At 66.2% G+C, this 21,723-nt stretch carries 25 protein-coding genes; 11 read left to right on the forward strand and 14 right to left on the reverse strand.

The features are described from left to right. The first annotated feature begins 5 nt into the window (after positions 1-5). Complete coding sequence (locus tag ACTG4X_RS22650; RefSeq protein WP_093050929.1) at positions 6-530, forward strand: FKBP-type peptidyl-prolyl cis-trans isomerase; 525 nt, start codon at positions 6-8, stop codon at positions 528-530. 78 nt (positions 531-608) lie between these two features. Here the strand turns inward: ACTG4X_RS22650 and ACTG4X_RS22655 are convergent, their stop codons facing one another. The 4 genes from ACTG4X_RS22655 to coaBC form a co-directional block, all read right to left on the reverse strand. Continuing rightward, on the reverse strand, positions 609-1,109 hold the full coding sequence (locus tag ACTG4X_RS22655; RefSeq protein WP_093050932.1) for a glycine zipper 2TM domain-containing protein: 501 nt from the start codon (positions 1,107-1,109) through the stop codon (positions 609-611). A gap of 184 nt (positions 1,110-1,293) precedes the next feature. Next, positions 1,294-1,740, reverse strand: a complete 447-nt coding sequence (dut, locus tag ACTG4X_RS22660) for a dUTP diphosphatase (RefSeq protein WP_007835673.1) — start codon at positions 1,738-1,740, stop codon at positions 1,294-1,296. Next, complete coding sequence (locus ACTG4X_RS22665) at positions 1,741-2,208, reverse strand: hypothetical protein (RefSeq protein ID WP_257014672.1); 468 nt, start codon at positions 2,206-2,208, stop codon at positions 1,741-1,743. Next, positions 2,208-3,431: a bifunctional phosphopantothenoylcysteine decarboxylase/phosphopantothenate--cysteine ligase CoaBC gene (coaBC, locus tag ACTG4X_RS22670; protein WP_097198775.1), complete on the reverse strand. Its 1,224-nt coding sequence runs from the start codon at positions 3,429-3,431 to the stop codon at positions 2,208-2,210. The genes ACTG4X_RS22665 and coaBC overlap by 1 nt, the downstream gene beginning before the upstream one ends. A gap of 122 nt (positions 3,432-3,553) precedes the next feature. On the opposite strand from coaBC, the gene ACTG4X_RS22675 reads away from it, so the two are divergent. The 7 genes from ACTG4X_RS22675 to ACTG4X_RS22705 all read left to right on the forward strand — a co-directional run bounded on the left by ACTG4X_RS22675 (position 3,554) and on the right by ACTG4X_RS22705 (position 9,585). Beyond that, a complete protein-coding gene (locus ACTG4X_RS22675) occupies positions 3,554-5,236 on the forward strand; it encodes a CTP synthase (RefSeq protein ID WP_093050939.1) in 1,683 nt (560 codons plus the stop codon). Continuing rightward, complete coding sequence (locus ACTG4X_RS22680; protein WP_093050941.1) at positions 5,233-5,523, forward strand: DUF1330 domain-containing protein; 291 nt, start codon at positions 5,233-5,235, stop codon at positions 5,521-5,523. Before ACTG4X_RS22675 ends, ACTG4X_RS22680 begins: the two co-directional genes overlap by 4 nt. Positions 5,524-5,571: 48 nt before the next feature. After that, on the forward strand, positions 5,572-6,855 hold the full coding sequence (gene eno / locus ACTG4X_RS22685; protein WP_093050943.1) for a phosphopyruvate hydratase: 1,284 nt from the start codon (positions 5,572-5,574) through the stop codon (positions 6,853-6,855). A gap of 19 nt (positions 6,856-6,874) precedes the next feature. Then, the gene (gene ftsB / locus ACTG4X_RS22690; RefSeq protein WP_093050946.1) at positions 6,875-7,153 is read left to right on the forward strand and encodes a cell division protein FtsB; all 279 of its coding nucleotides are present in this window, start codon (positions 6,875-6,877) and stop codon (positions 7,151-7,153) included. Positions 7,154-7,318: 165 nt separating this feature from the next. Next, positions 7,319-7,912, forward strand: coding sequence for a nicotinamide riboside transporter PnuC (gene pnuC, locus ACTG4X_RS22695; RefSeq protein WP_371127352.1), 594 nt, complete (start codon positions 7,319-7,321; stop codon positions 7,910-7,912). After that, complete coding sequence (locus ACTG4X_RS22700) at positions 7,909-8,580, forward strand: AAA family ATPase (protein ID WP_440531961.1); 672 nt, start codon at positions 7,909-7,911, stop codon at positions 8,578-8,580. The genes pnuC and ACTG4X_RS22700 overlap by 4 nt, the downstream gene beginning before the upstream one ends. A 30-nt stretch (positions 8,581-8,610) precedes the next feature. After that, entirely contained in the window at positions 8,611-9,585 is a 975-nt protein-coding gene (locus ACTG4X_RS22705) for a hypothetical protein (protein WP_440531962.1), read from the forward strand. A 25-nt stretch (positions 9,586-9,610) separates the two neighbouring features. On the opposite strand, the gene hslO is transcribed toward ACTG4X_RS22705, so the two are convergent. Together hslO and ACTG4X_RS22715 are read right to left on the reverse strand one after the other, a co-directional pair. Further along, a complete protein-coding gene (hslO, locus tag ACTG4X_RS22710; protein WP_093050955.1) occupies positions 9,611-10,609 on the reverse strand; it encodes an Hsp33 family molecular chaperone HslO in 999 nt (332 codons plus the stop codon). A gap of 37 nt (positions 10,610-10,646) precedes the next feature. Continuing rightward, positions 10,647-11,171: a gamma carbonic anhydrase family protein gene (locus ACTG4X_RS22715; protein ID WP_093050958.1), complete on the reverse strand. Its 525-nt coding sequence runs from the start codon at positions 11,169-11,171 to the stop codon at positions 10,647-10,649. A 41-nt stretch (positions 11,172-11,212) separates the two neighbouring features. Here ACTG4X_RS22715 and ACTG4X_RS22720 point away from each other — a divergent pair, with 41 nt between their 5' ends. Together ACTG4X_RS22720 and ACTG4X_RS22725 are read left to right on the forward strand one after the other, a co-directional pair. Next, positions 11,213-12,025 carry a ferritin-like domain-containing protein gene (locus tag ACTG4X_RS22720; RefSeq protein WP_440531963.1) on the forward strand — a complete coding sequence of 271 codons (813 nt, stop codon included), beginning with the start codon at positions 11,213-11,215 and terminating at the stop codon, positions 12,023-12,025. Further along, positions 12,022-12,708 carry a pentapeptide repeat-containing protein gene (locus ACTG4X_RS22725; RefSeq protein WP_440531964.1) on the forward strand — a complete coding sequence of 229 codons (687 nt, stop codon included), beginning with the start codon at positions 12,022-12,024 and terminating at the stop codon, positions 12,706-12,708. The genes ACTG4X_RS22720 and ACTG4X_RS22725 overlap by 4 nt, the downstream gene beginning before the upstream one ends. A 2-nt stretch (positions 12,709-12,710) precedes the next feature. Here ACTG4X_RS22725 and ACTG4X_RS22730 read toward each other — a convergent pair whose 3' ends face one another. From ACTG4X_RS22730 to ACTG4X_RS22755, 6 genes are all read right to left on the reverse strand, one after another. Further along, positions 12,711-13,190, reverse strand: a complete 480-nt coding sequence (locus tag ACTG4X_RS22730; RefSeq protein ID WP_440531965.1) for a MaoC family dehydratase — start codon at positions 13,188-13,190, stop codon at positions 12,711-12,713. Between the two features lie 38 nt (positions 13,191-13,228). Beyond that, positions 13,229-14,362, reverse strand: a complete 1,134-nt coding sequence (locus tag ACTG4X_RS22735) for a thiolase family protein (protein WP_440531966.1) — start codon at positions 14,360-14,362, stop codon at positions 13,229-13,231. A 94-nt stretch (positions 14,363-14,456) separates the two neighbouring features. Beyond that, positions 14,457-15,032, reverse strand: coding sequence for a TetR/AcrR family transcriptional regulator (locus ACTG4X_RS22740; RefSeq protein WP_093050973.1), 576 nt, complete (start codon positions 15,030-15,032; stop codon positions 14,457-14,459). Between the two features lie 55 nt (positions 15,033-15,087). Further along, on the reverse strand, positions 15,088-16,080 hold the full coding sequence (locus ACTG4X_RS22745; RefSeq protein WP_097198768.1) for a Bug family tripartite tricarboxylate transporter substrate binding protein: 993 nt from the start codon (positions 16,078-16,080) through the stop codon (positions 15,088-15,090). A gap of 50 nt (positions 16,081-16,130) precedes the next feature. Then, positions 16,131-17,039, reverse strand: coding sequence for a site-specific tyrosine recombinase XerD (xerD, locus tag ACTG4X_RS22750; protein ID WP_093050979.1), 909 nt, complete (start codon positions 17,037-17,039; stop codon positions 16,131-16,133). 70 nt (positions 17,040-17,109) lie between these two features. Continuing rightward, positions 17,110-18,084 (reverse strand): tripartite tricarboxylate transporter substrate binding protein BugE, encoded by a 975-nt coding sequence (locus tag ACTG4X_RS22755; RefSeq protein WP_093050982.1) that lies wholly within the window; start codon positions 18,082-18,084, stop codon positions 17,110-17,112. 107 nt (positions 18,085-18,191) lie between these two features. Here ACTG4X_RS22755 and ACTG4X_RS22760 point away from each other — a divergent pair, with 107 nt between their 5' ends. Beyond that, on the forward strand, positions 18,192-19,109 hold the full coding sequence (locus ACTG4X_RS22760) for an AEC family transporter (RefSeq protein WP_440534417.1): 918 nt from the start codon (positions 18,192-18,194) through the stop codon (positions 19,107-19,109). A gap of 485 nt (positions 19,110-19,594) precedes the next feature. Here ACTG4X_RS22760 and ACTG4X_RS22765 read toward each other — a convergent pair whose 3' ends face one another. Next, a complete protein-coding gene (locus ACTG4X_RS22765; RefSeq protein WP_093077633.1) occupies positions 19,595-20,344 on the reverse strand; it encodes a sulfite exporter TauE/SafE family protein in 750 nt (249 codons plus the stop codon). Positions 20,345-20,387: 43 nt separating this feature from the next. Continuing rightward, entirely contained in the window at positions 20,388-21,650 is a 1,263-nt protein-coding gene (locus tag ACTG4X_RS22770) for an MFS transporter (RefSeq protein WP_093050988.1), read from the reverse strand. Positions 21,651-21,723 lie beyond the last annotated feature (73 nt).

The following is a 21,723-nucleotide window of genomic DNA, read 5'->3' on the forward strand; positions in this document are numbered from 1 at the left end:
CTGCAATGGAAATCTCTGAACAATGCGTGGTCGGCTTGACCTGGACCATGAAAGACACGCTCGGCGACGTGCTGGATGTGCTCGACGAGCCGGTGGAATTCATGGTCGGCGGCGACGATCTCTTCGACGTGATCGAAGCGGCCCTGCAAGGCCATGAGCCCGGCGCCCGGGTGCAGCTGCAAATTGAACCCGAACAGGGCTTCGGCGACTTCAACGACCAGTTGCTTTTTCTGGAGCCCCGCTCGCTCTTTCCCGAAGGCACGGAAGAAGGCATGACCTTCGACGGCTCCGCCCTGCCCAAGGGCGTGAACAGCAACATTCCAAAAGACGCGATCTACACCGTGGCCGAGATCTATCCCGATCACCTGGTGCTCGACGGCAACCATCCGCTGGCCGGCATCGCGATCCGGCTCGACATCACGGTGCGTTCGGTGCGCGAGGCCACCGAAGAGGAAGTCGGCCGCGGTTCGGCGGGCACGGGCTTCTTCAAGGTGTCGCCGATGGCGCCAAGCAACCAGACGCTGCACTGACCGAAGGGCCGCCAGCGAGCGCCCACAAAAAAAGCCGGGCGGCGCCCGGCTTTTTCACGCCCCGATGGACGAAGCGACTTACATGCGCGAGATCTGACCGTTGTCGATGCGCACGCGGTCGCCGATGCGCAGGTCGCCCGGGCTCTGCACGTCGAAGGCGCGGAAGCCGCCACGGTCGGTCTGCACCGACACGCGATAGGTTTCATAGGCGCGCGGACCGTTCTGCTGGGCCTCGATGGTGTTGCCCAGCAAGGCACCACCCACGATACCCAGCGCGGTGGCTGCGGCACGGCCGTTGCCGCGCCCGAACTGGTTGCCCACCACCCCACCAATGACACCGCCGGCGACAGCGCCGCCGCCCGTGGTGCCGGTGCCAGCGGTTTCGCTGCGCAGCACCTCGATGTTGGCCACATGGCCGTACTCGACATAGGAAGCTTCGCGGTACTGAATGGCCTGCGGAGGCGCCTGGTACGGATAGCGCGAGGTCTGGTAGACCGGCGCCGGTGCCACGCATGCCGTAAGCGTGACCACGGCCAGCACGGAAGCGGTGACGGAAACAAAGCGCATTGAGATCTTCATGTTGGGAGGCTCCTCGAATAGAACGATGCATGAAGAATGCATGCATCGGCTTGTGCCTGCCTGACTAACGCCGCAGCGCCCGCTGCGATGACGTCAGAACACACACTGATACCTTCGAGGCCGGCCGGCCTTTGCCGGTTCCGCTCTTTACCGCTCGGAAACCCAACTTCCCTCCCAGATCGGCTCAGTGCTTGCCCGTGGAGCCGTAGCCGCCCTCGCCCCGTTGCGAAGGTGCAAAGTCTGTGACCACCCGAAACTGCGCCTGCACCACCGGCACGATCACCAGTTGCGCGAGCCGTTCCATCGGCTGCAGCACGAAAGGCGTGTCGCTGCGGTTCCAGGCGCTGATCTTCAGCTCGCCCTGGTAGTCGCTGTCGATCAGGCCGACGAGGTTGCCCAGCACGATGCCGTGCTTGTGGCCCAGCCCGGAGCGCGGAAGGATCAGCGCCGCATAGGCCGGGTCGGCCAGGTGGATGGCAATGCCGGTGCCCACGAGCTGCCAGCCATTGGGCTCCAGCGTGATGGGCGCATCGAGGCAGGCCCGCAGATCGAGGCCGGCGCTTCCGGGAGTGGCATACGCGGGCAGTTGATCCACCATGCGCGGATCGAGGATACGAACGTCGACTTTCACTTACTTGCTGCCTTGCTTCTGTTGCTGTTCTCTTTGCTTGCGGGCGGCTTCCTCGAGCACCTGCTGCCATTTGGCGACGCCGGGGGTGAGCTTCACGCCCTTCAATTTCTTGCCGAACCAGACGGCCAGGCCCGCCAGCAGGACCAGCACGCCGAACGGCACGCCGGCCGCCCACAGCACGAGGAACACCAGTGCACCGCCGACGCCCAGCACCTTGAGGGTCAGGGGGTCGAACGACCCGGGCTGTGACTTCGGCACTTCGCCGTTCGACGCTGCCTCGTTGCGTTGCTGCATAGCGGCAGTCACGGGGCCGCCCTGCTGCCCGGGTGCCGTCGTGATACCGACATCGAGCCCGGGCTCTCCGGGCTGCGCTGCCCTCTTCGGCAACGCGGCCTGCGCCGACAGCCGCTCGACATAGCGAGCGAAGTCGCCGTTCGGCGGCGTGTTCCATTGGGGATTCAGGTTCATCAGACCCTCCAGTCAGTAAGCCGGGCTGCAATTTCGGTCATCAGTTCGCGCGCCAACGTGAGCTTGGGCGCGCGAGGGAGTTCGCGCACGCCGTTGGCGTCCACCAGCAGCAGCGCGTTGTCGTCCTGCCCGAAGGTCAGTGGGCCGATGTTGCCGACCAGCAGCGGAATGCCCTTGCGCTCACGCTTGGCCTTGGCGTGCTCGGCGAGGTTCTCGCTCTCGGCTGCGAAGCCAACGCAGAAGAGCTTCTTCGACTGGGCCCGTTCGCTCTTGGCGACTGTGAGGAGGATGTCGGCGTTCTCCACGAAATTCAGCACCGGTGTCTTGCCACTGCCGTCCTTCTTGATCTTCTGGTCGCTGTGCGTTGCGGGCCGCCAGTCGGCGACGGCTGCTGTAGCTATAAAAATGCTAGCAGACTGCGCAGCACGGGTGGTCGCTTCGAGCATGTCTTGCGCCGACAGCACGTCGACGCGCGTCACGCCGCGCGGGGTCGGCAGGTGCACCGGGCCGGCCACCAGCGTGACCTCGGCGCCCGCCTCGCGGGCCGCACGGGCAATGGCAAAGCCCATCTTGCCGGACGAATGGTTGGTGATGCCGCGGATCGGGTCCAGCGCCTCGAAGGTCGGGCCGGCCGTGACCAGCACCTTCTGCCCCGCCAGCAGCTTGGGGCTGAAGAAGGCGGTGATGTCCTCGAGCAGCTGCGCCGGCTCCAGCATGCGGCCGTCGCCGGTTTCGCCGCAGGCCTGCCAGCCATTGCCCACGCCCAGCACGGTCGCGCCATCGGCCGACACCTGCATCAGGTTGCGCTGCGTGGCGGGATGGACCCACATCTCGCGGTTCATGGCCGGCGCGATCAGCAGCGGGACGCGGTCCATGGGGCGGGCCAGGCACATCAGGCTCAGAAGGTCGTCGGAGCGGCCCTGCACCAGCCGCGCGATGAAGTCTGCGCTGCAGGGCGCCAGCACGATCGCATCGGCCTCGCGGCTCAGGTTGATGTGCGGCATGTTGTTGGGCTCACGCGTGTCCCACTGCGAGGTGTAGACCGTGCGCCCGGAAAGCGCCTGCATGGTCACGGGGGTGATGAACTGCTCCGCCGCCTCGGTCATGACGACCTGGACGGTCGCGCCCGCCTTGACGAACAGGCGGCACAGCTCGGCCGACTTGTAGCAGGCGATGCCCCCTGTGAGGCCCAGGACGATGTGTTTGCCGGCGAGATCTTGCATGGGGCGTATTGTTGCTCACATGCCATCGAACAAGCGGCAACAAGCCCTTGGCGAAAGGTGTCGCGAAGGGCACACCTATAATCGCAATTTCCCACTGCCCGGATCTATGGTCCGGAACTGGCATGACCAAATTTGTCTTCGTCACCGGTGGTGTCGTTTCTTCCCTTGGCAAGGGAATCGCCTCCGCCTCGCTCGCCGCGATCCTCGAATCGCGCGGCCTCCAAGTCACCCTCATCAAGCTCGATCCGTACATCAATGTCGACCCCGGCACGATGTCGCCCTTCCAGCATGGTGAAGTGTTCGTCACCGATGACGGCGCCGAGACCGACCTCGACCTCGGCCACTACGAGCGCTTCATCAACACGCGGATGCGCAAGGCCAACAACTTCACGACTGGCCAGATCTACAAGACCGTGCTCGAAAAAGAGCGCCGCGGCGACTACCTCGGCAAGACGGTGCAGGTGATTCCGCACATCACCAACGAAATCCAGGAATACATCAAGCGCGGCGCCGGCATCGGCACGGCGCACGAGGTGGACGTGGCCATCGTCGAAATCGGCGGCACCGTGGGCGACATCGAGTCGCTGCCCTTCCTCGAAGCCGTGCGCCAGATGAGTCTGCGCATGGGCCCGAACAACTCGGCCTTCGTGCACCTGAGCTACGTGCCCTGGATCGCCGCCGCCGGCGAGCTCAAGACCAAGCCCACACAGCACACCGCCAAGGAACTGCGCGCCATCGGCATCCAGGCCGACGCCCTGCTGTGCCGCGCCGACCGCCCGATCCCCGACGACGAGCGCGCCAAGATATCGCTGTTCTCGAACGTGCCCGAATGGGGCGTCATCTCGATGTGGGACGTGGACACCATCTACAAGGTGCCCCGCATGCTGCACGAACAGGGCCTGGACGGCCTGATCTGTGACAAGCTGCGCATCAACACCCCGCCCGCCAAGCTGCAGCGCTGGGATGACCTGGTGTACGAAGTCGAGCATCCGCAAAAGGAAGTGTCGATTGCCATGGTCGGCAAGTACGTCGACCTGTCGGACAGCTACAAGTCGCTGAACGAAGCCCTGCGCCACGCCGGCATGAAGAACCATGCCCGCGTGAAGATCGACTACATCGACTCCGAGACCATCTCGGCACAAGACGTGTCGCGCCTGGCCAAGTACGACGCCATCCTGGTGCCCGGCGGCTTCGGCCAGCGCGGCGTCGAGGGCAAGATCTCGGCCGCCCGCTTTGCCCGCGAAGGCAAGGTGCCCTACCTCGGCATCTGCCTGGGCATGCAGGTTGCCACCATCGAATACGCCCGCCACGTGGCCGGCCTGAAGAACGCCAACAGCACCGAGTTCGACCCCGAGACGCCCACCCCCGTGATCGCGCTGATCACCGAGTGGAAGGACCGCGACGGCACGGTGAAGACGCGCGACGAGAAGTCCGACCTCGGCGGCACGATGCGCCTGGGCGCGCAAAGCTCCGACGTGGCTCCCGGCACGCTGGCGCACAGCATCTACGGCGACGTGGTCACGGAGCGCCACCGCCACCGCTACGAAGCCAACGTGAACTACCTCGACGAGCTGCGCAACGCCGGCCTCGTGATCTCCGCGCTCACGCAGCGAGAGCACCTGACCGAGATCGTCGAGCTGCCGCAGGACGTGCATCCGTGGTTCATCGGCGTGCAGTTCCACCCCGAGTTCAAGTCGACCCCGTGGGGCGGCCACCCGCTGTTCAACGCCTTCATCAAGGCTGCGCTCGAGCACAAGGACAAGGGCGCCGGCAGCACCAACAAGACACTGAAGGCGGTCGCATGAGCAGCGGCTACGTCATCGCCCACGTCGAGGTGACCAACCCGACGCAGTACGAGGAATACAAGAAGTGGTCGACCGTCGCCATGCAGGCGCACGGCGCCGAAGTGTGCGTGCGGGGCGGCCAGATTCAACCGCTCGAAGGCGACTGGAAGCCCACGCGCATCGTCATCCTCAAGTTCGCCAGCTTCGAGAAGGCCAAGGCCTTCTACGAGACACCCGAGTACCTCAAGGCACGCGAAGCGCGTGCCGGCGCGGCAATCATGAACATGATCGCCGTCGAAGGCCTCTGATCCCAATTTGTTCATCCGCCAAAGAGACCAGAAAGAGAAAGACAAAAGATGAGTGCAATCGTTGACATCGTCGGCCGCGAAATTCTCGACAGCCGAGGCAACCCCACCGTCGAATGCGACGTGCTGCTCGAATCGGGCACCATGGGCCGCGCGGCCGTGCCTTCGGGCGCATCGACCGGTTCGCGCGAAGCCATCGAGCTGCGCGACGGCGACAAGAGCCGCTATCTCGGCAAGGGCGTGCTCAAGGCCGTGGAGAACATCAACACCGAGATCTCGGAAGCCGTGCTCGGCCTCGACGCCAGCGAACAGGCCTTCCTCGATCGCACGATGATCGACCTCGACGGCACCGACAACAAGGGCCGCCTGGGCGCCAACGCCACCCTCGCCGTCTCGATGGCCGTGGCCCGCGCAGCAGCCGAAGAGTCGGGCCTGCCGCTGTACCGCTACTTCGGCGGCATGGGCGGCATGCAGATGCCGGTGCCGATGATGAACGTCATCAACGGCGGCGCGCACGCCAACAACAGCCTCGACCTGCAGGAATTCATGATCATCCCCGTGGGCGCCAAGAGCTTCCGCGAGGCCGTGCGCTATGGCGCCGAAGTGTTCCATGCACTGAAGAAGATCCTGGGCGACCGCGGCATCAGCACGGCGGTTGGCGACGAAGGCGGCTTCGCCCCCAGCGTCGAGAGCCACGAAGCGGCCATCCAGCTGATCCTCGAAGCCATCGACAAGGCCGGCTACACCGCCGGCGAGCAGATCGCCCTGGGCCTCGATTGCGCGGCCAGCGAGTTCTACAAGGACGGCAAGTACGTGCTGTCGGGCGAAAACCTCTCGCTCACGGCCGAAAGCTGGACCGACATGCTCGCGACCTGGGTCGACAAGTACCCGATCATCAGCATCGAAGACGGCATGCACGAAGGCGACTGGGACGGCTGGAAGCACCTGACCGAACGCCTGGGCAAGCGCGTGCAGCTGGTGGGCGACGACCTGTTCGTTACCAACACCAAGATCCTGCAGGAAGGCATCGAGAAGGGCATCGCCAACTCGATCCTGATCAAGATCAACCAGATCGGCACGCTGACCGAGACCTTCGCCGCCATCGAGATGGCCAAGCGCGCGGGCTACACGGCCGTCATTTCGCACCGTTCGGGCGAAACCGAAGACAGCACCATCGCCGACATCGCCGTGGGCACCAACGCCGGCCAGATCAAGACCGGCTCGCTGTCGCGTTCGGACCGCATCGCCAAGTACAACCAGCTGCTGCGCATCGAAGAAGACCTCGGCGACATCGCCGTCTACCCCGGCCGCGGCGCGTTCTACAACCTGAAGTAACGCCCGGACGCCACGCGGCATGCGCGCCCGCCTCGTTCCACCGATCGTCCTGCTGCTCCTGTTGGCCATCCTGCAGTGGCAGCTGTGGAACGGGCGCGGCAGCGTGCGCGACGTGACGCAATTGCGCACCAAGCTGGCCGACCAGAAGGAAGCCAACGCCAAGGCTGCGCTGACCAACGAGCGCCTGACCTCCGAGGTCAACGACCTCAAGGACGGCCTCGAAATGGTCGAGGAGCGTGCACGCGCGGAACTCGGCATGGTGAAGCCGAACGAAGTGTTCGTACAGATCGCACATTAGGATGACCCCCAGTCTTCGCGCACTTCGTGTCGCTTCGCCAACCCCCTTCCAGGGGGCGACACCAGCGGCCCGGCAAAGCCGGTTCCGCGGTGTCCCACGCACAGACTGCGACGGTGCCCTCCGGGGGAGAACCTGATCCTCGAGCTTCTCTCGGCCCCTGCATTTCTGCTGTGGGGCTCTCCTGTCAGCTGGCTCGAACTCGTGGCCTCGCTCCTGGCGCTCGCCATGGTCGGCTGCAACATGCGCGAGATTCACTGGGGATGGCCGCTGGCCATCGTCAGTTCACTGCTCTACGTGGCGGTATTCGCCAAGGCGCGCATCTACGGCGACGCCTCGCTCCAGGTCTTCTTCGCTTTCGTCGCGCTATGGGGCTGGTCGCAATGGCTGCGTGGCCATCGCGCCGACGGCAGCGCCTTGCATGTCACCCGGCTCTCGCCGCGCGGCATCGCGCTCACACTTGCTGCCTGCGCACTGGCGTGGCCGGCCGTCGCCCTCTTCCTGCGCCGCTTCACCGACACCGACGTGCCCTGGTGGGATGGTTTCGCCACCGGCCTGAGCCTTGTCGGGCAGTTCCTGCTCGGGCGCAAGTTCATCGAGAACTGGCTGATCTGGCTGGCCGTGAATGTCGTGAGCGTGGGCCTGTTCATCCACAAGGGGCTGTGGCTCACCGTAGGCCTGTACGCGGTATTCGCCGTGCTCAGCGTGGCCGGCTACATCGCGTGGCGGCAGCGCATGCCCGCGCAGGCGGTGCGTGCATGACGCCAGTGCTGCCGACCGGCTGCGTCATCGCACTCGTGGGCGCCGAGAGCACCGGCAAGACCGAACTGGCCCGCGCCATCGCGCAGCGCCTGCAGGACCGTGGCACGCCGGCCACGCTGGTGGGCGAATACCTGCGCGAATGGTGCGAGCGTGAAGGCCGCACGCCACGCCCCGACGAGCAGCAGGCCATCGCCGACGAGCAGACCCGCCGTATCGACGCCGCGGCCGCCACCGGCGTGGTGGTGGCCGACACAACCGCACTCATGACGGCCGTCTACAGCGAGCAGCTGTTCGCCGACACCACGCTCTACGAAAGCGCCCTGGCCGCGCAACGGCGCTATGCCATCACGCTGCTCACCGCGCTCGACCTGCCCTGGGTGGCCGACGACATGCGCGACGGCCCGCACGCGCGCCAGCCGACCGACACGCTGGTGCGCGCCGCGCTCACGGGCGCGAAGCTCTCGTATGCCGTGGTGCACGGCACGGGCGGCGAACGGCTTGCCAATGCCTGGAACGCCATCAATTCCATCGCGGGCAGCGAAGGCCGTCCGCGTACGCGCGCCCAGTCCGACGCGAAGCCCGCCTCGTGGTCGTGGCCTTGCGAGAAATGCTCCGACCCGGAATGCGAACATAAGCTCTTCAGCGACCTGATCGCGCGCCGCGAGTAGCGGCGCGCCTCACTTCTTACCGGAGACCCGATGCCCCTTTCGACCGTCGCGCGCGTCACGCTTCTTCCCGGCGCTCTGGCCGCCCTGCTGCTGGCCACTGGCCAGGCCACCGCAGCCCCCGTTGCCGCCACCGTCGAGAACGGCACCACCACCACCGCCTGCGCCGAGGAAGACAACGTCTCGCTGACCCTGCGCGGGGATGGCATCCGCCACATGCGCATCGAGGCGCTGCAGCCTGACTATCTCGACAAGATCGGCAACGACGTCACCAAACCCGACTTCTCGGGCTGCAATTTCGACGGCGGCGCGCACCCGACCGACCCGGCACACCGCTTCCGCAAGCGCACCGTGGTGCTGATGGACAACGCCCAGTGGCGCATCGTCGGCATGACGCTGCCGACCTTCTGGCGGCCGCAGCGCGTGCCTGTGCAGGTGGGCAAGCGCAAGGACAGCGGCTTTCACCTGCTGCAGGTGTTCAAGAAGGAGAACGGCAAGGCCCTCGAAGCGATCGTGCTCTACCCGTCCGACGGCTACTGGCGCATCAAGCCGCTGCCCGAAGCCCGCTTCGGCGATGGCGTGTACGGCTCGTCGTTCCTGCTCGGCCCGGTCGAGGCGGCCGCGCGGCCGGTGGTGAACATTGCGTCGATCCGCATCGTGCCGCGGCCGCTGGCCATTTACGTGCGCTTCACCGACGGCGGCAGCGCCGCGGTGCGCGTGGACGAAATCAGCCGCGCGCGCACCGCGCTCGACGTGACGCTGTCGAAGCCCACCGCGAGCGCACAGCCCTTCGCTGTGCTGCGCTCGATGTACGTCACGCCCGACAACGCCGACGTGAGCGAAGTACGCTGGCAGGCATCGCCTCAAGCGGCGCTGCAGGTGCTGCCGTTGCCCGAGGTGAAGACGCTGCAGGCCACGCAAGTGCGCTTCGGCCGCAGCCTGCCGTCGAAGCACAACACGAGCGCGCCCGACATAGCTTTCAGCGAATTCGACGACGGCGCGCGCTGAGCCTGCCCAGCCCGGGCACCCAGGACTACTGAACGACCGGACTACCCGGAATCTGGTCGCCCAGCGGCTTGAACAGCTGCGCCGCGTCGACCGCGTCGAAGCGGTACTGCTTGCCGCAGAAGTCGCAGCCCACCTCGATGTCGCCGCGCTCGGCGAGGATGCTCTCGGCCTCCTCGACGCCCAGCCCGCGAATCATCTGCGCCACGCGCTCGCGGCCGCAGGTGCACGCGAAGTGCGGGCCCAGCAGGCCGGCCTGCGGCTCGAAGCGCAGCAGCTTTTCTTCCCAGAACAGGCGGCGCAGGATGGTCTCGATGTCGAGCGTCAGCAGCTCGTCGCGCGTCAGGCTCGACGCGAGGATCGAGATGCGGTTGTAGTCCTCGTTGCGGCCGATCTGGTCTTCGTTGGCCTGGTCGTGGTCCTTGTCGGAGGTGCCTTCGAGGTTGCCCTCGCCCTTCACAGGCAGGCGCTGGATCAGCAGGCCAGCAGCCACCTTGTCATCGGCCGCGAGCACCAGCGTGGTGTCGAGCTGCTCGCTCTGCAGCATGTAGTGCTGCAGCACGTCGCTGAGCTTGCCGAGCTTCTCGCCCTCGTCGCCGAAGAGCGGCACCACGCCCTGGTAGGGGGTGGCGCCCGGCAGCTTGTCCTTGGGATCGAGCGTGATGGCGCAGCGGCCCTTGTTGTTCACGTTGACCATGTCGGGCAGGCGCGCATCGGCCGGCAGATCGCCGATCACCTTGGCGGTGGCGCGCAGGCTCAGGTCGGGCTTGGCCTCGGCCACGGCGACCTTCACGGGACCGTCGCCGAAGATCTGCAGGATCAGCGCGCCATTGAACTTGATGTTGGCCTGCATCAGCGTGGCCGCAGCCGTCATCTCGCCGAGCAGTTCGGCCACGGGCGGCGGATAGGCGCCGGTGGCGGTGTTGGAGGCGCGCCGCGCAAGGATCTCCTGCCACGCATCTGTCAGGCGCACGATCATGCCGCGCACCGGCAGGCCATCGAACAGGAATTTGTGCAGCTCGCTCAAAACGTCTTCTTTCTCTGTGTGCCTGCGACCGTGACGGTCAGGCGATCTTTTTCAGGCCCTTCGCGAAGCGACGGGCGTTCAACACATAGTGCTCGGCGCCCTGTCGCAGCTTGGCGGCCGCCGCGTCGTCGAGGGTGCGCACTACCTTGGCCGGCGAGCCCATGATGAGCGAGTTGTCCGGAAACTCCTTGCCCTCGGTCACGACGCTGCCGGCGCCAACGATCGAATTGCGGCCGATCCTCGCGTTATTCAAGACCACGGCCTGGATGCCGATCAGCGTGTTGTCGCCGATGGTGCAGCCGTGCAGCATCACCTGGTGGCCGATGGTCACGTTGTCGCCGACGGTCAGCGGGCAGCCGATGTCGGCGTGCAGCACCGACAGGTCCTGGATGTTGCTGTTGCGCCCGACGGTCAGCAGCTCGGTGTCGCCGCGCAGCACGGCGCCGAACCACACGTTGGCGTTGTCCGCCAGCTTGACGTTGCCCATGACCTCGGCGCTGTCGGCCACCCATGCTCCTTCGCCCATCTGGGGGGCCACGCCGTCGAGTTCGTAGAGCGCCATTGCTTTCAGTCCATGGAAGGTCAAAAACTAGAATTGTAGGGATGCACCCCCGATTGAGCGCGCTGGCCGCGCTACGCCTGACAGACCCCGACGAAAAGGTGGCTGCAACGCGCGCCATATCTTTGTCTGGCGCTACCGATTCCATAGCAACCGATCCGATCCGCACCGCCGGCGACGATGTTGGCGTGCCGGGCCGCCCGGAACGACCGCTGCGCGTGGCCGCCACCGCCGTGCAAAAGCGCTCGCCCTTCACCACCGAAGGCCGTGCCGCGCTGATCCATTCGATCTGCCACATCGAGTTCAACGCGATCAACCTCGCGCTCGACGCCGTGTGGCGCTACGACGGCATGCCCGAGGCCTACTACCGCGACTGGCTGCGCGTGGCCGACGAAGAGGCGCTGCACTTCACTCTGCTGCACGCACACCTGCAAGACATGGGCTGGCGCTACGGCGACTTCCCCGGCCACGACGGCCTGTGGAACATGTGCGAGAAAACAAAGGACGACGTGCTCGCCCGCATGGCGCTGGTGCCGCGCACGCTGGAGGCACGCGGCCTTGACGCCACGCCGCTCATCCAGGGCAAGCTCAAGCGCGTGAACACGCCCGATGCGCTGCGCGCGGTGGAGATCCTGGACATCATCCTGCGCGACGAAGTGGGCCACGTGGCCATCGGCAACCACTGGTACCGCTGGCTGTGCGACGGCGCGGGCCTCGATGCGGAGGCGACCTACCCCGCTTTGGTGGCGCGCTACGACGCACCGCGCCACAAACCGCCTTTCAACCTCGAGGCACGCAGCCGGGCGGGCTTCAGCCCCGAAGAACTGCGTGCGCTGACCGACTCGCGCCCCGAATGAGCAACGTGATTTCCGACCAGACCTGGTCGCGCCCCGACCTGCTGGCCTGCCTGCAAGACCGCAAGGGCGCCGAGCCGCTGCATTTCGAGCGCTGCAATTTCGATGAAGCCGACCTGTCGCGACTCGACTTGCGCGGTGCGCAGTTCACGCTCTGCAACTTCGCCGAAACCTCGTTCGACCGCGCGCTGCTGTCGGAAACCCGCTGGGCCGGATGCAGGGCACGCCAGGCCGACTTCGGCCTCGCGGACCTGACGAACGCGCGCTTCCAGGACTGCGACCTGAACAACACGCAATGGACGCGCACCAAGCTGGCATCGGCGTTCTTCACCGGCGTGAAGCTCACGGGCGCGCACTTCGGTGAAGTCTCGGCGCTGGGCATCGGCTTCAAGGATTCGCTGCTTGTGGACGCGCACCTGCGGGGCATGTCGTTCCGCAAGCAGAAGCTCGAACAACTCGACTTCTCCGAGGCCGACCTGTCGGGCTGCGATTTCCGAGAGACAGTGTTCGAAGGTGGCAGCCTGCGCAACGCGCACCTGAAGCTTGCGCGCTTCGAAGGCGCGGACTTGCGCGAGGTAGATCTCGGCGGCCTGCGGCTCGCGAACGCGGCCCAGTTCAAGGGCGCCACCATCTCACACCGGCAGGCCGCCTCGCTGGTCGAGGAACTGGGCCTGCGCGTGGTCTGAACTCAGGCCGATGCTGGCCTGCTGTGCACCACCAGCTTCGGCGTGAAGGATTGAAGCACTTCGCCGCGCTGGTTGAGCGTCTGGCAGTGCATCGTCACCATCGCGCGGCCGGGCTTGGAGCGCGAGGGCATGATCTCGACCACCTCGCTCACCACGTGCAGCACGTCGCCGGGGCGCGTCGGCCTGGGCCATTGGAGCTCGCCGCCCGAACCGATGATGCCGTCGGCCAGGGGGATGCCGCTATCGACCAGCAGCGTCATCGTGAGGGCGGCCGTGTGCCAGCCGCTCGCGGCGAGGCCGCCAAAGAAGGTCGCTTTGGCGGCCTCTTCGTCGGTGTGGAAAGGCTGCGGGTCGAACTGCTGCGCGAAGGCCTTGATCTGCGCCACGTCCAGCACGTGCTCGCCGCTCTGGAAGCGGTCGCCTACCGCCAGGTCTTCCAGGTACAGCTTGCGCTTCGCGCCGGCTTCAGTGCTTGCCGTCATCGGGTCTCCTAGTGGTTTCTGCCCGCATTCTCGGACGCTCAGACCCGCTCGAGAATCGTCGCAATGCCCTGCCCGCCCCCGATGCATTGCGTGGCCAGCGCATAGCGGCCCTTCTCGCGCGCCAACAGCGATGCAGCCTTGCCGGTGATACGCGCACCCGTCGCGCCCAGCGGATGGCCGATCGAAAGCCCGCCGCCATCGAGGTTGATCTTCGCCGGGTCGAGCCCGAGGTCGCGGATGCAAGCCAGCGCTTGCGAGGAGAAGGCCTCGTTGATCTCGATCACATCAAGGTCGGCCGCGCTCAGGCCGGCGCGCGCCAGCGCCTTGCGGGTCGCGGGAATCGGGCCGATGCCCATGATGGCCGGGTCGACGCCCACGGTGGCGAACGACCTGATGCGCGCCAGCGCCTGCAGGCCGTGCTTGGCAGCGAAGGCATCGCTGGTAACGAGCACCACGGCCGCGCCGTCGGTCAGCGGCGACGAGGTGCCGGCCGTCACGACACCATCGGGGCGAAATGCGGGCTTGAGGTTCGCCAGTGCCTCGGCCGAAGTCGTGGGCCGGATGCAGCCGTCGGCATCGACGATGTCGCCCGATGCCAGGCGCACGGGCACGATCTCGCCTGCCAGGCGCCCCTGCGTGCGCGCCTCGGCCGCCTTGCGGTGCGACTCGACCGCAAAGGCCTCCTGGTCGGCGCGGCTCACGTTCCAGCGCTGCGCCACGTTCTCGGCCGTTTCGCCCATCGAGATGTAGGCGTCGGTGTTCTCCTTCAGCTCGGGGTTCGGCGAGAAGTTGAAGCCGCCCTGCGGCACCATCGTCATCGACTCCACGCCGACGCACAGGAAGGCGTCGCCCATGCCCGCCTCGATCTGCGCGGCGGCGATGTGCACGGCCTGCATCGACGAGCCGCAGAAGCGGTTCACCGTCATGCCGCCCACCTCGTGCGGCAGGCCGGCCAGCAACCCGACGATGCGCGCGAGGTTGTTGCCCTGCGAGGCTTCGGGGTACGCGCAGCCGAGGATGACGTCTTCGAGCAGTGCAGGGTCGAGGTCGGTGCGCTGCAGCAGGCCGCGCACCACGCCGGCGGCGAGCGTGTCGGGCCGCACTTCGGCAAGCGCGCCTTTCTTCGAGAAGTGGAAGGAGGTACGGGCGTAGGCGGAAATGACGGCTTTCATGGGTGTGCTCCAACAGGTTTGTCTACCATCCAATCGGTAGGCTACGAGGTCAAAAAATAGGCACGCCGAAACGTACCTGCATCAGGCCTGGCGGTCAGCCGGGCAGAGAACTCCTGAGTTGCGCGACGGCTTCGTCGAAGTCGTCCACGCGCCCTGTCATGCGCGCCGACAGCAGCGCGCCTTGGCAGACCGAAAACACATAGGCGGCCAGCGAAGCGACTGAAGTGCCCTTCTTCCGCGCCGGCATCAGCGCGCCGAGCACACCGGTGAGCCAGGTCACCTGCGTATTGCGCAACTCCTGCACGGCCTGGCGCAATTCGTCGTTGATGACGCCCCAGCCGGGCGCCAGCGCCCCGGCGGGACACATACCCGAGCCAGCCCTCAGCGTGTTGCGGTACATGCGGAAATACGATTCGAGCGCGTCCTTCGGCTCGCGCGCCCGGGCGGCGTCCCAGTCCTTGAAGCCCTGCGTGGCCGCGCGGATCACCGCGACGCCCAGCGCCTCCTTGGTCGGGAAGTGGTGGTACAGGCTGGCTTTGCGCACGCCGACCGCGTCGGCCACGTCCTGGAAGCTGAAGCCCAGGTAGGAACGCGTTTCGATGAACCCGCGCGCCACCGCGAGGATCTGCTCGCGGGTGCTGCCGGTGGCAAGGGCTGTGGCGCTGGTCATCTACCTACTATAAGGTAGGGAAAATCAAACCACAAGCCGAGGTGTCATTCAGGCGTCAGTCGGCCTTGATGCCCGCGGCCTTCACGATGCGGCCGTTGCTTTCGAACTCGCTGGCGATCTCTTTCGCAAACGCGGCCGCGGTGCCGCCGGTCGGCACGTTGTCGGTGGCCGTGAGCTTGGCGCGCAGCTCGGGGCTGGCCAGCGCCTTGTTGATCTCGGCGTTGTACTTCGCAACCAGAGCGCTCGGCGTGGCTGCGGGCGCGAACACGCCGAACAGTGAATTGATGTTGGCCGCCTTGTAGCCCAGCTCGCCCAGCGTGGGCACCTGCGGCAGGCTCTCGAGACGCGCGGGCGCGCCCACCGCCAGCGGACGCAGCTTGCCCGACTGGATGTGCGATGACAGCGTCGGGCTCGCGTTGGTCGACAGGATCTCGAACTGCCCGCCGATCGCATCGTTGAGCTGCTGGCCGCCGCCCTTGTAGGGCACGTGCGTGATGTCGACACCCGCCGCCGCGCGCAGTTGCTCCAGCACGATGTGCCCGAGCGAAGCCGGCCCCGACGTGGCCCAGCGCACCGCACCCGGATGCGCCTTGGCGTCGTCGATCAACGCGCGGAAATCCTTCGCCTTGCTGGCCGGCGTGGCAATCAGCAGCACCGGCGAATACATTACGCTGGCCACCGGTGCCACGTCTTTCAGCGGGTCGAAGGGCAGCTTGCCCAGGTGCGGGCTCAGCACCAGCGGGCTGATGGCCGAGAAGCCCAGCGTTGCGCCGTCGGGCGCGGCCTTGGCGACGGCGTCCATGCCGATGGCACCGCTCGCGCCGGCGCGGTTGTCCACGATCACCGTGATGCCCATCTGCGCAGCGAGCCGGTCGCCCAGTGCACGCGCGACCACGTCGCTGACGCCGCCCGCCGGGTAGGCAACGATGAGCCGAACCGTCTTGGGCACGGCCTGCGCGTGCGCGCCGGAAGCGGCGCACAGCGCGGCGGCAGCAAGAAGGCGGGTCGCCATGCGGTGCGAGGGCTTCGAGGAAGCAAGGAAATTCATGGTGTCTGTCGTTCGTCTGCGAGGGTTGCGTCGCTTCTCATTGTCCGCCTTCATCCACGCGGATGGTGCTGCGCATGCAGCTGCTTCAGGCGCTCGCGCGCCACGTGCGTGTAGATCGTCGTCGTCGAGATGTCGGCATGCCCCAGCAGCAGCTGCACCGCGCGCAGATCGACCCCGTGGTTCAGCAGGTGCGTGGCGAAGGCATGGCGCAGCGTGTGCGGCGACAGCGGCACGTGGATGCCGGCCGCGGTGGCGTGCTTCTTCACGATGATCCAGAACATCACGCGCGTCATGCCCGCACCGCGCGCGGTCACGAACAGGTCGGGCGTCTGCTGCCCATCGAGGATGGCGGGGCGCGACTCCTCCAGGTAGCGCTCGATCCAGCGCCGCGCTTCGCCGCCGAAGGGCACGAGCCGCTCCTTGTTGCCCTTGCCCAGCACGCGCAGCACACCGTCGTTCAGGCTCATGTCGATGGCCTTGAGCGCCACCAGCTCGCTCACGCGCAGGCCGCTCGCATACATCAGCTCCAGCATCGCGCGGTCGCGCAGGCCGAGCGGCGACTCGACGTCGGGCGCGGCCAGCAAGTCGTCGACCTGCTTTTCCGACAGCGTCTTGATGGCGCGCGGCATCTGCCGCGCGGGCGCGAGCCGGATGCTCGGGTCGGCCACGACACGGCGCTCGCGCAGCGCCCAGCGGTAGTAGCGCTTGAACACGGTGAGGCGGCGGTTGGCCGAAGTGGCCTTGCCCTTGGTGGACAGGCGCGCGCCCATGTAGGCCTGCAGGTCGGACTCCTTCGCGGCATCGAGCCCGGCGCCGCTGCGCTGCGCGTGCAGCCACTGCGCGAACAGCGCGAGGTCGCGGCGGTAGGCGGCCAGTGTGTTCTTCGACAGCCCGTCTTCGAGCCAGAGGGCGTCGATGAAGTCGTCGATGTCGGGTGTCTGCGTGGCTGCCTCGGTCATGCCTTGCAAGATAACAAAAGAAAAAGCCGCCCGGCATGCGGGCGGCTTTCTTTCGTGCGAAGAAGAGTTATCAGTCGAGCTTCAGGTTCTGCTTCTTCACGACCTGCTTGTAGACCTCGTACTCGGCCTTGATCTGCGCGGCGAACTGCTCGGGCGAGTTGGCCACGATCAGCGAGCCCGTGTCCTCGATGCGCTTGCGCACCGCCGGTTCTTCCACGGCCTTCTTCACGCCAGCGCTGATCTTTTCGACCACTTCCTTCGGCAGGCCCTTGGGGCCGAGGATGCCGTAGTAGGCCATGCGGTTCACCGGCTCCAGGCCCACTTCCTTGAAGGTCGGCACATTGGGCAGCGCGGCCAGGCGCTGCGGCGCCGACACCACGATGGGGATCAGCCGGCCGCTGGTGATGAAGGGCATGGCCGAGGGAATGTTGTCGAACATGATCGGCACCTGGCCGGCCACCACGTCGTTCAGCGCCGGGCCCGCGCCGCGGTAGGGGATGTGCGTGACGAAGGTGTTGGTCAGGCTCTTGTAGAGCTCCATCAGCAGGTGGCCGATGCCGCCCGTGCCCGACGAGGCGTACGAATACTTGCCGGGGTTCTTCTTCAGCTCGGCCACGAACTCGGCGTAGTTCTTGGCCGGGAAGCTCGGGTTGACCGCAATGATGTTCGGCGTGGCCGCGATGTTGATGATCGGCGTGAAGTCGTTGATCGGGTCGTACGGCGTCTTCGGGTTGATGGCCGGGTTGGCCGCCGTGCTCGACACGGTGGCAATGCCGAGCTTGTAGCCGTCGGGCGTGGCGCGTGCCGTTTCGGCCGCGCCCACGATGCCGCCGCCACCGGCGCGGTTGATCACCACCACGGGCTGGCCCAGCACCTTGCCCAGCGGATCGGAGATCACGCGCGCCACGATGTCCGTCGTGCCGCCCGGTGCAAAGGGCACGCTCAACTCGACGGGCTTGTTGGGGTAACCCTGCGCAAAGCTCTGACCCGCGATGGCGACCAGTGCGGCGCCTCCCACCAGCGCGCTCCATTGACGACGTTGCATCGAAAACTCCTTGGTATTTGAATGAATGATGTCGAAAAACAAAGCCCGGATGCTAGCGGTTCAGGAGCGCTTTCCATGCTGTGGATTACCCATGGTCAAGCGGGTTTATCCTCGAAGCGGTGAATTACGCTCAGCTGCTTTTCCCCGACTTCTCCCTCATCGCCATCGGCTGGCTCCTGTGCCGCTACACCGCGCTCGACCGCCGCGTGTGGGATCAGGTCGAGAGCCTCGTTTACTACTTTCTTTTTCCCGTACTGCTGTTCCATTCGATCGTGCGCAGCCCGCTCGACTTCGGTGCGACATCGAGCCTGCTCACGGCGGGCGTCGGCGTCGGTGCCTGCGGCATCGCGATGGCCTATGCCCTGCCCTTCGTTCCGGGCCTGCGCACGCACATCGACCGGCGCGACCACGCGGCCAGTGCGCAGGTCGCGTTCCGCTTCAACTCGTTCATCTGCCTGGCGTTGGCGGAGCGGCTGGCCGCGGCCGAGGGCCTGCTGCTGATCGCGGTGCTGATCGGTGTGTGCGTGCCCATCTTCAATATCGCGGCCGTGTGGCCGATGACGCGGCATGCGCAGACCGGGTTCGTGCGGCAGCTGGTGCGCAACCCGCTGATCGTCGCGACGGTGGCAGGGCTGCTGGCGAATGTGCTGGGCTTGGCTGTGCCTGCCTGGGCGACGCCTACGTTGACGCGTATCGGGGCTGCGTCGCTGGCGTTGGGGTTGCTGGCTGCGGGGGCTGGGATGAAGTTCTCCACGCTGGGGGCGGGGAAGGTGCTGGCTGTTTCGGTACTGGCGATACGGCATCTGTTCTTGCCGCTGGTCGCATGGGGGTTGGCGCTTTGGTTGCGGCTGGATGCGACGCATGCGGCCGTGTTGATGGCTTTTTCTGCTGTGCCTACGGCTTCCAGTGCTTATGTGCTGGCTGCTCGGATGGGGTACAACGGGCCTTATGTGGCGGGGTTGGTGACGTTGTCTACCTTGCTGGGGGTTTTCAGTTTGCCGTTTGCCTTGGCGCTGCCTCGGTGAAGCCTTGCTGGTTTAGTGCGTTCCGGGGCCGGGTCTCGGCCCGGCGGCCGACTCACTTTCTTTTGCTTCGCCAAAAGAAAGTAAGCAAAGAAAAGGCGACCCTGCTGTCTGCGTCCCTTCGCTTCGCTACGGGCAACCTGCGGTGCTCGACGCAGCCAGAAGGGATTGGGGAGCCCAACAGGCCTTCGCTGCGCTCGGCCTCTGAACAGCCAATACCAAGCCGAGCGAAGCAAAGGCCCGTTCCGTCTCCCCTCCCCTCTGGCTGCGCCGAGGAGCGCAGCGTTTCGCGGATCAGGGCTCGCCCTTGTCTGAGCGAAGCGAGTTTGGGCGAGACCCCGCGAAACGCGAGCACCGCAGGTTGCCCCTTCGCTACGCGAAGGGGTCGCAGACAGTGGGGTCGCCTTTCTTTTGCCTACTTTTCTTTGGCGAAGCAAAGAAAAGTAGGTCGCCCGCCGGGGCGAGTCCCGGCCCCGGGAAACAACCCCTCAGCGCCGCAACAAAGCAGGCAAAGCCGATGCCAACAAAGCCACCCCAGAAGCAGTCAACAACCCCAACACCAGCTTCCGAAACGCCACCTCACTGATCCCGATATAAAGCCGAGCCCCCAGCAACACAGGCACAGCAACAGCCAGAGCAACAAGCCCCAGCAGAGGCACCACAGAACGCCCGATGCTCCCGCTGAAAACATGAATGGCAAACGCCACCATCAGCATCGAAAGATTGAAGTTCTGGATCACAGCCCGCTGCGTATCACGCTGAAAACCGCGCAAGGTGCACCAGAGCGTAGGAAGAGTCCCCGAGAACCCGCCGATGCCCGCCATCGCACCACCCATGGCACCCACCACGCCATCAGCCCAACGCCCACCGAACGAAACCTTCGGCAGATGCTGCGACATCAGCATCGCCGGGCACCACAGCACCAGCAGCACGCCAAGACACAGCTTGAAGACGACAAGATCGAGGTGCGGCAGCAGCCAGACACCGAACGGCACCCCGACCAGCCCACCGAGCACAAAGGGCCAGAGAACACTCTTGTCGAAAGACCGCCGCACCGTGACCGCCGCGATCACCTGCCCCGTCAACGCGCCAAAGAGAGCAAGCACCGCCGCGAGTTGCGGCTCCAGTGTCCACGCCCAGACTGACATGGCCACCAGCCCGAACGCAAAGCCTGACAGGCCCTGCACGAAACCCGCCAGTACAGCACCGGCGATCACATAGACATACAAGGCTTGCATGCGGCTGATGATATCGACCGCACTTCGATCAAAAAGAAGGGACTCAGGCCGAGGCAGGCACCAGCGCCGTGCGCCGCACGCGGCGCACGTTGAACGCACTGGCGATCAGCACACCCTGCACCAGCGCCAGCCCCACGATCACGCTCGTGTACTGCCCATGGTCCATCAGCCGCCCGAACACCAGCGGCGCCAGGGCCTGTCCGATGTCGAGCCCGGCATACACCACACCGTAGACGCGCCCGGTCGCATTGGGCGGCGTCGACTTCTTCACCAGCAGGTCGCGCGACGGCCCGGCGACACCCGAGACAAAACCCATGGCCCCGAACAGCACCGGCACCACGACCGGCGGAAAGCTCGCGAACGCCAGCACCAGCGCCAGCGCGGCCGCGATGCCGAAGCCCGCGCCCACGATGCGCTCGCAGCGCGTCGGATCGGAGGCCAGGAAGCCACCCACCACCATCCCCGCGGCGCTCGCCACCATGTAGACCGTGAGGCACACCGCCACCAGCGCCACCGGCACCGCATGCAGGTGTCCCGCGGCCACCGGGGCGAAGGTCTGCACCACGCTGATCACCGCGGCATAGAAGAAGAAGAAACCGAAGCACATCCATACGGCCGGAATGCGCAGGAAGTCGAACTCGCCGCCGACGGGTGCGGGCTCGCCCTGCCCCGTGGCCTTGTGCACGGCCGCCGCGTCGAGCGACAGCACGCTGCGATACGCCCACAGCACCAGCAGCACCACGAGAGCCACCACGCCCGCCGAAGCCAGCGCCACGCGCCACGAGAAAGCGATGGCAATCGGCACCACGAAGGCTGGCGCCAGCGCCCAGCCCAGGCTGCCGGTGATGCCGTGCACGCTGTAGGCATGGCCCAGCCGCGTCGGCGCGACCTTGCGGTTGAACAGCGTGTAGTCCACCGGATGGAACACGCCGTTGCCGATGCCGCCGACCACCGCGCACAACAGCAGCATCCAGTAGCTCTGCGCCGCGGCGTAGCCGAAAGCCGCCAGCCCCAGTGCCCCGAGCCCGACGAACAGCACCGGCCGCGGGCCCAGCTTGTCGACGATGAAGCCCGAGGCCGCCTGTACGATGCACGAGACCACGAAGAACACCGTGAGCACCGCGCCCAGCTCCACATAGCTCACGTTGAACGCGTCCTTCAGCCACGGGAACAGCGGCGCCAGGATGAGCTGGCTGAAATGGCTGACCGCATGGGCCAGGCCGACCAGCCCGATCAGCTTGGCGTCGGTGCGCAAGGTGTTGTTGTGAGGAGGAGAACCAGCGCTCGCGGACGAAGTGGAAGACATGGATTGCTACAAAAAAACGGGGCAGGCATCGATGCTATGCGCCGGGGACGCGGCAGAATGGCGATACAGCGAC

Origin of the sequence: Variovorax sp. YR566 (assembly GCF_051992195.1) — a bacterium.
Lineage (GTDB): Bacteria > Pseudomonadota > Gammaproteobacteria > Burkholderiales > Burkholderiaceae_C > Variovorax.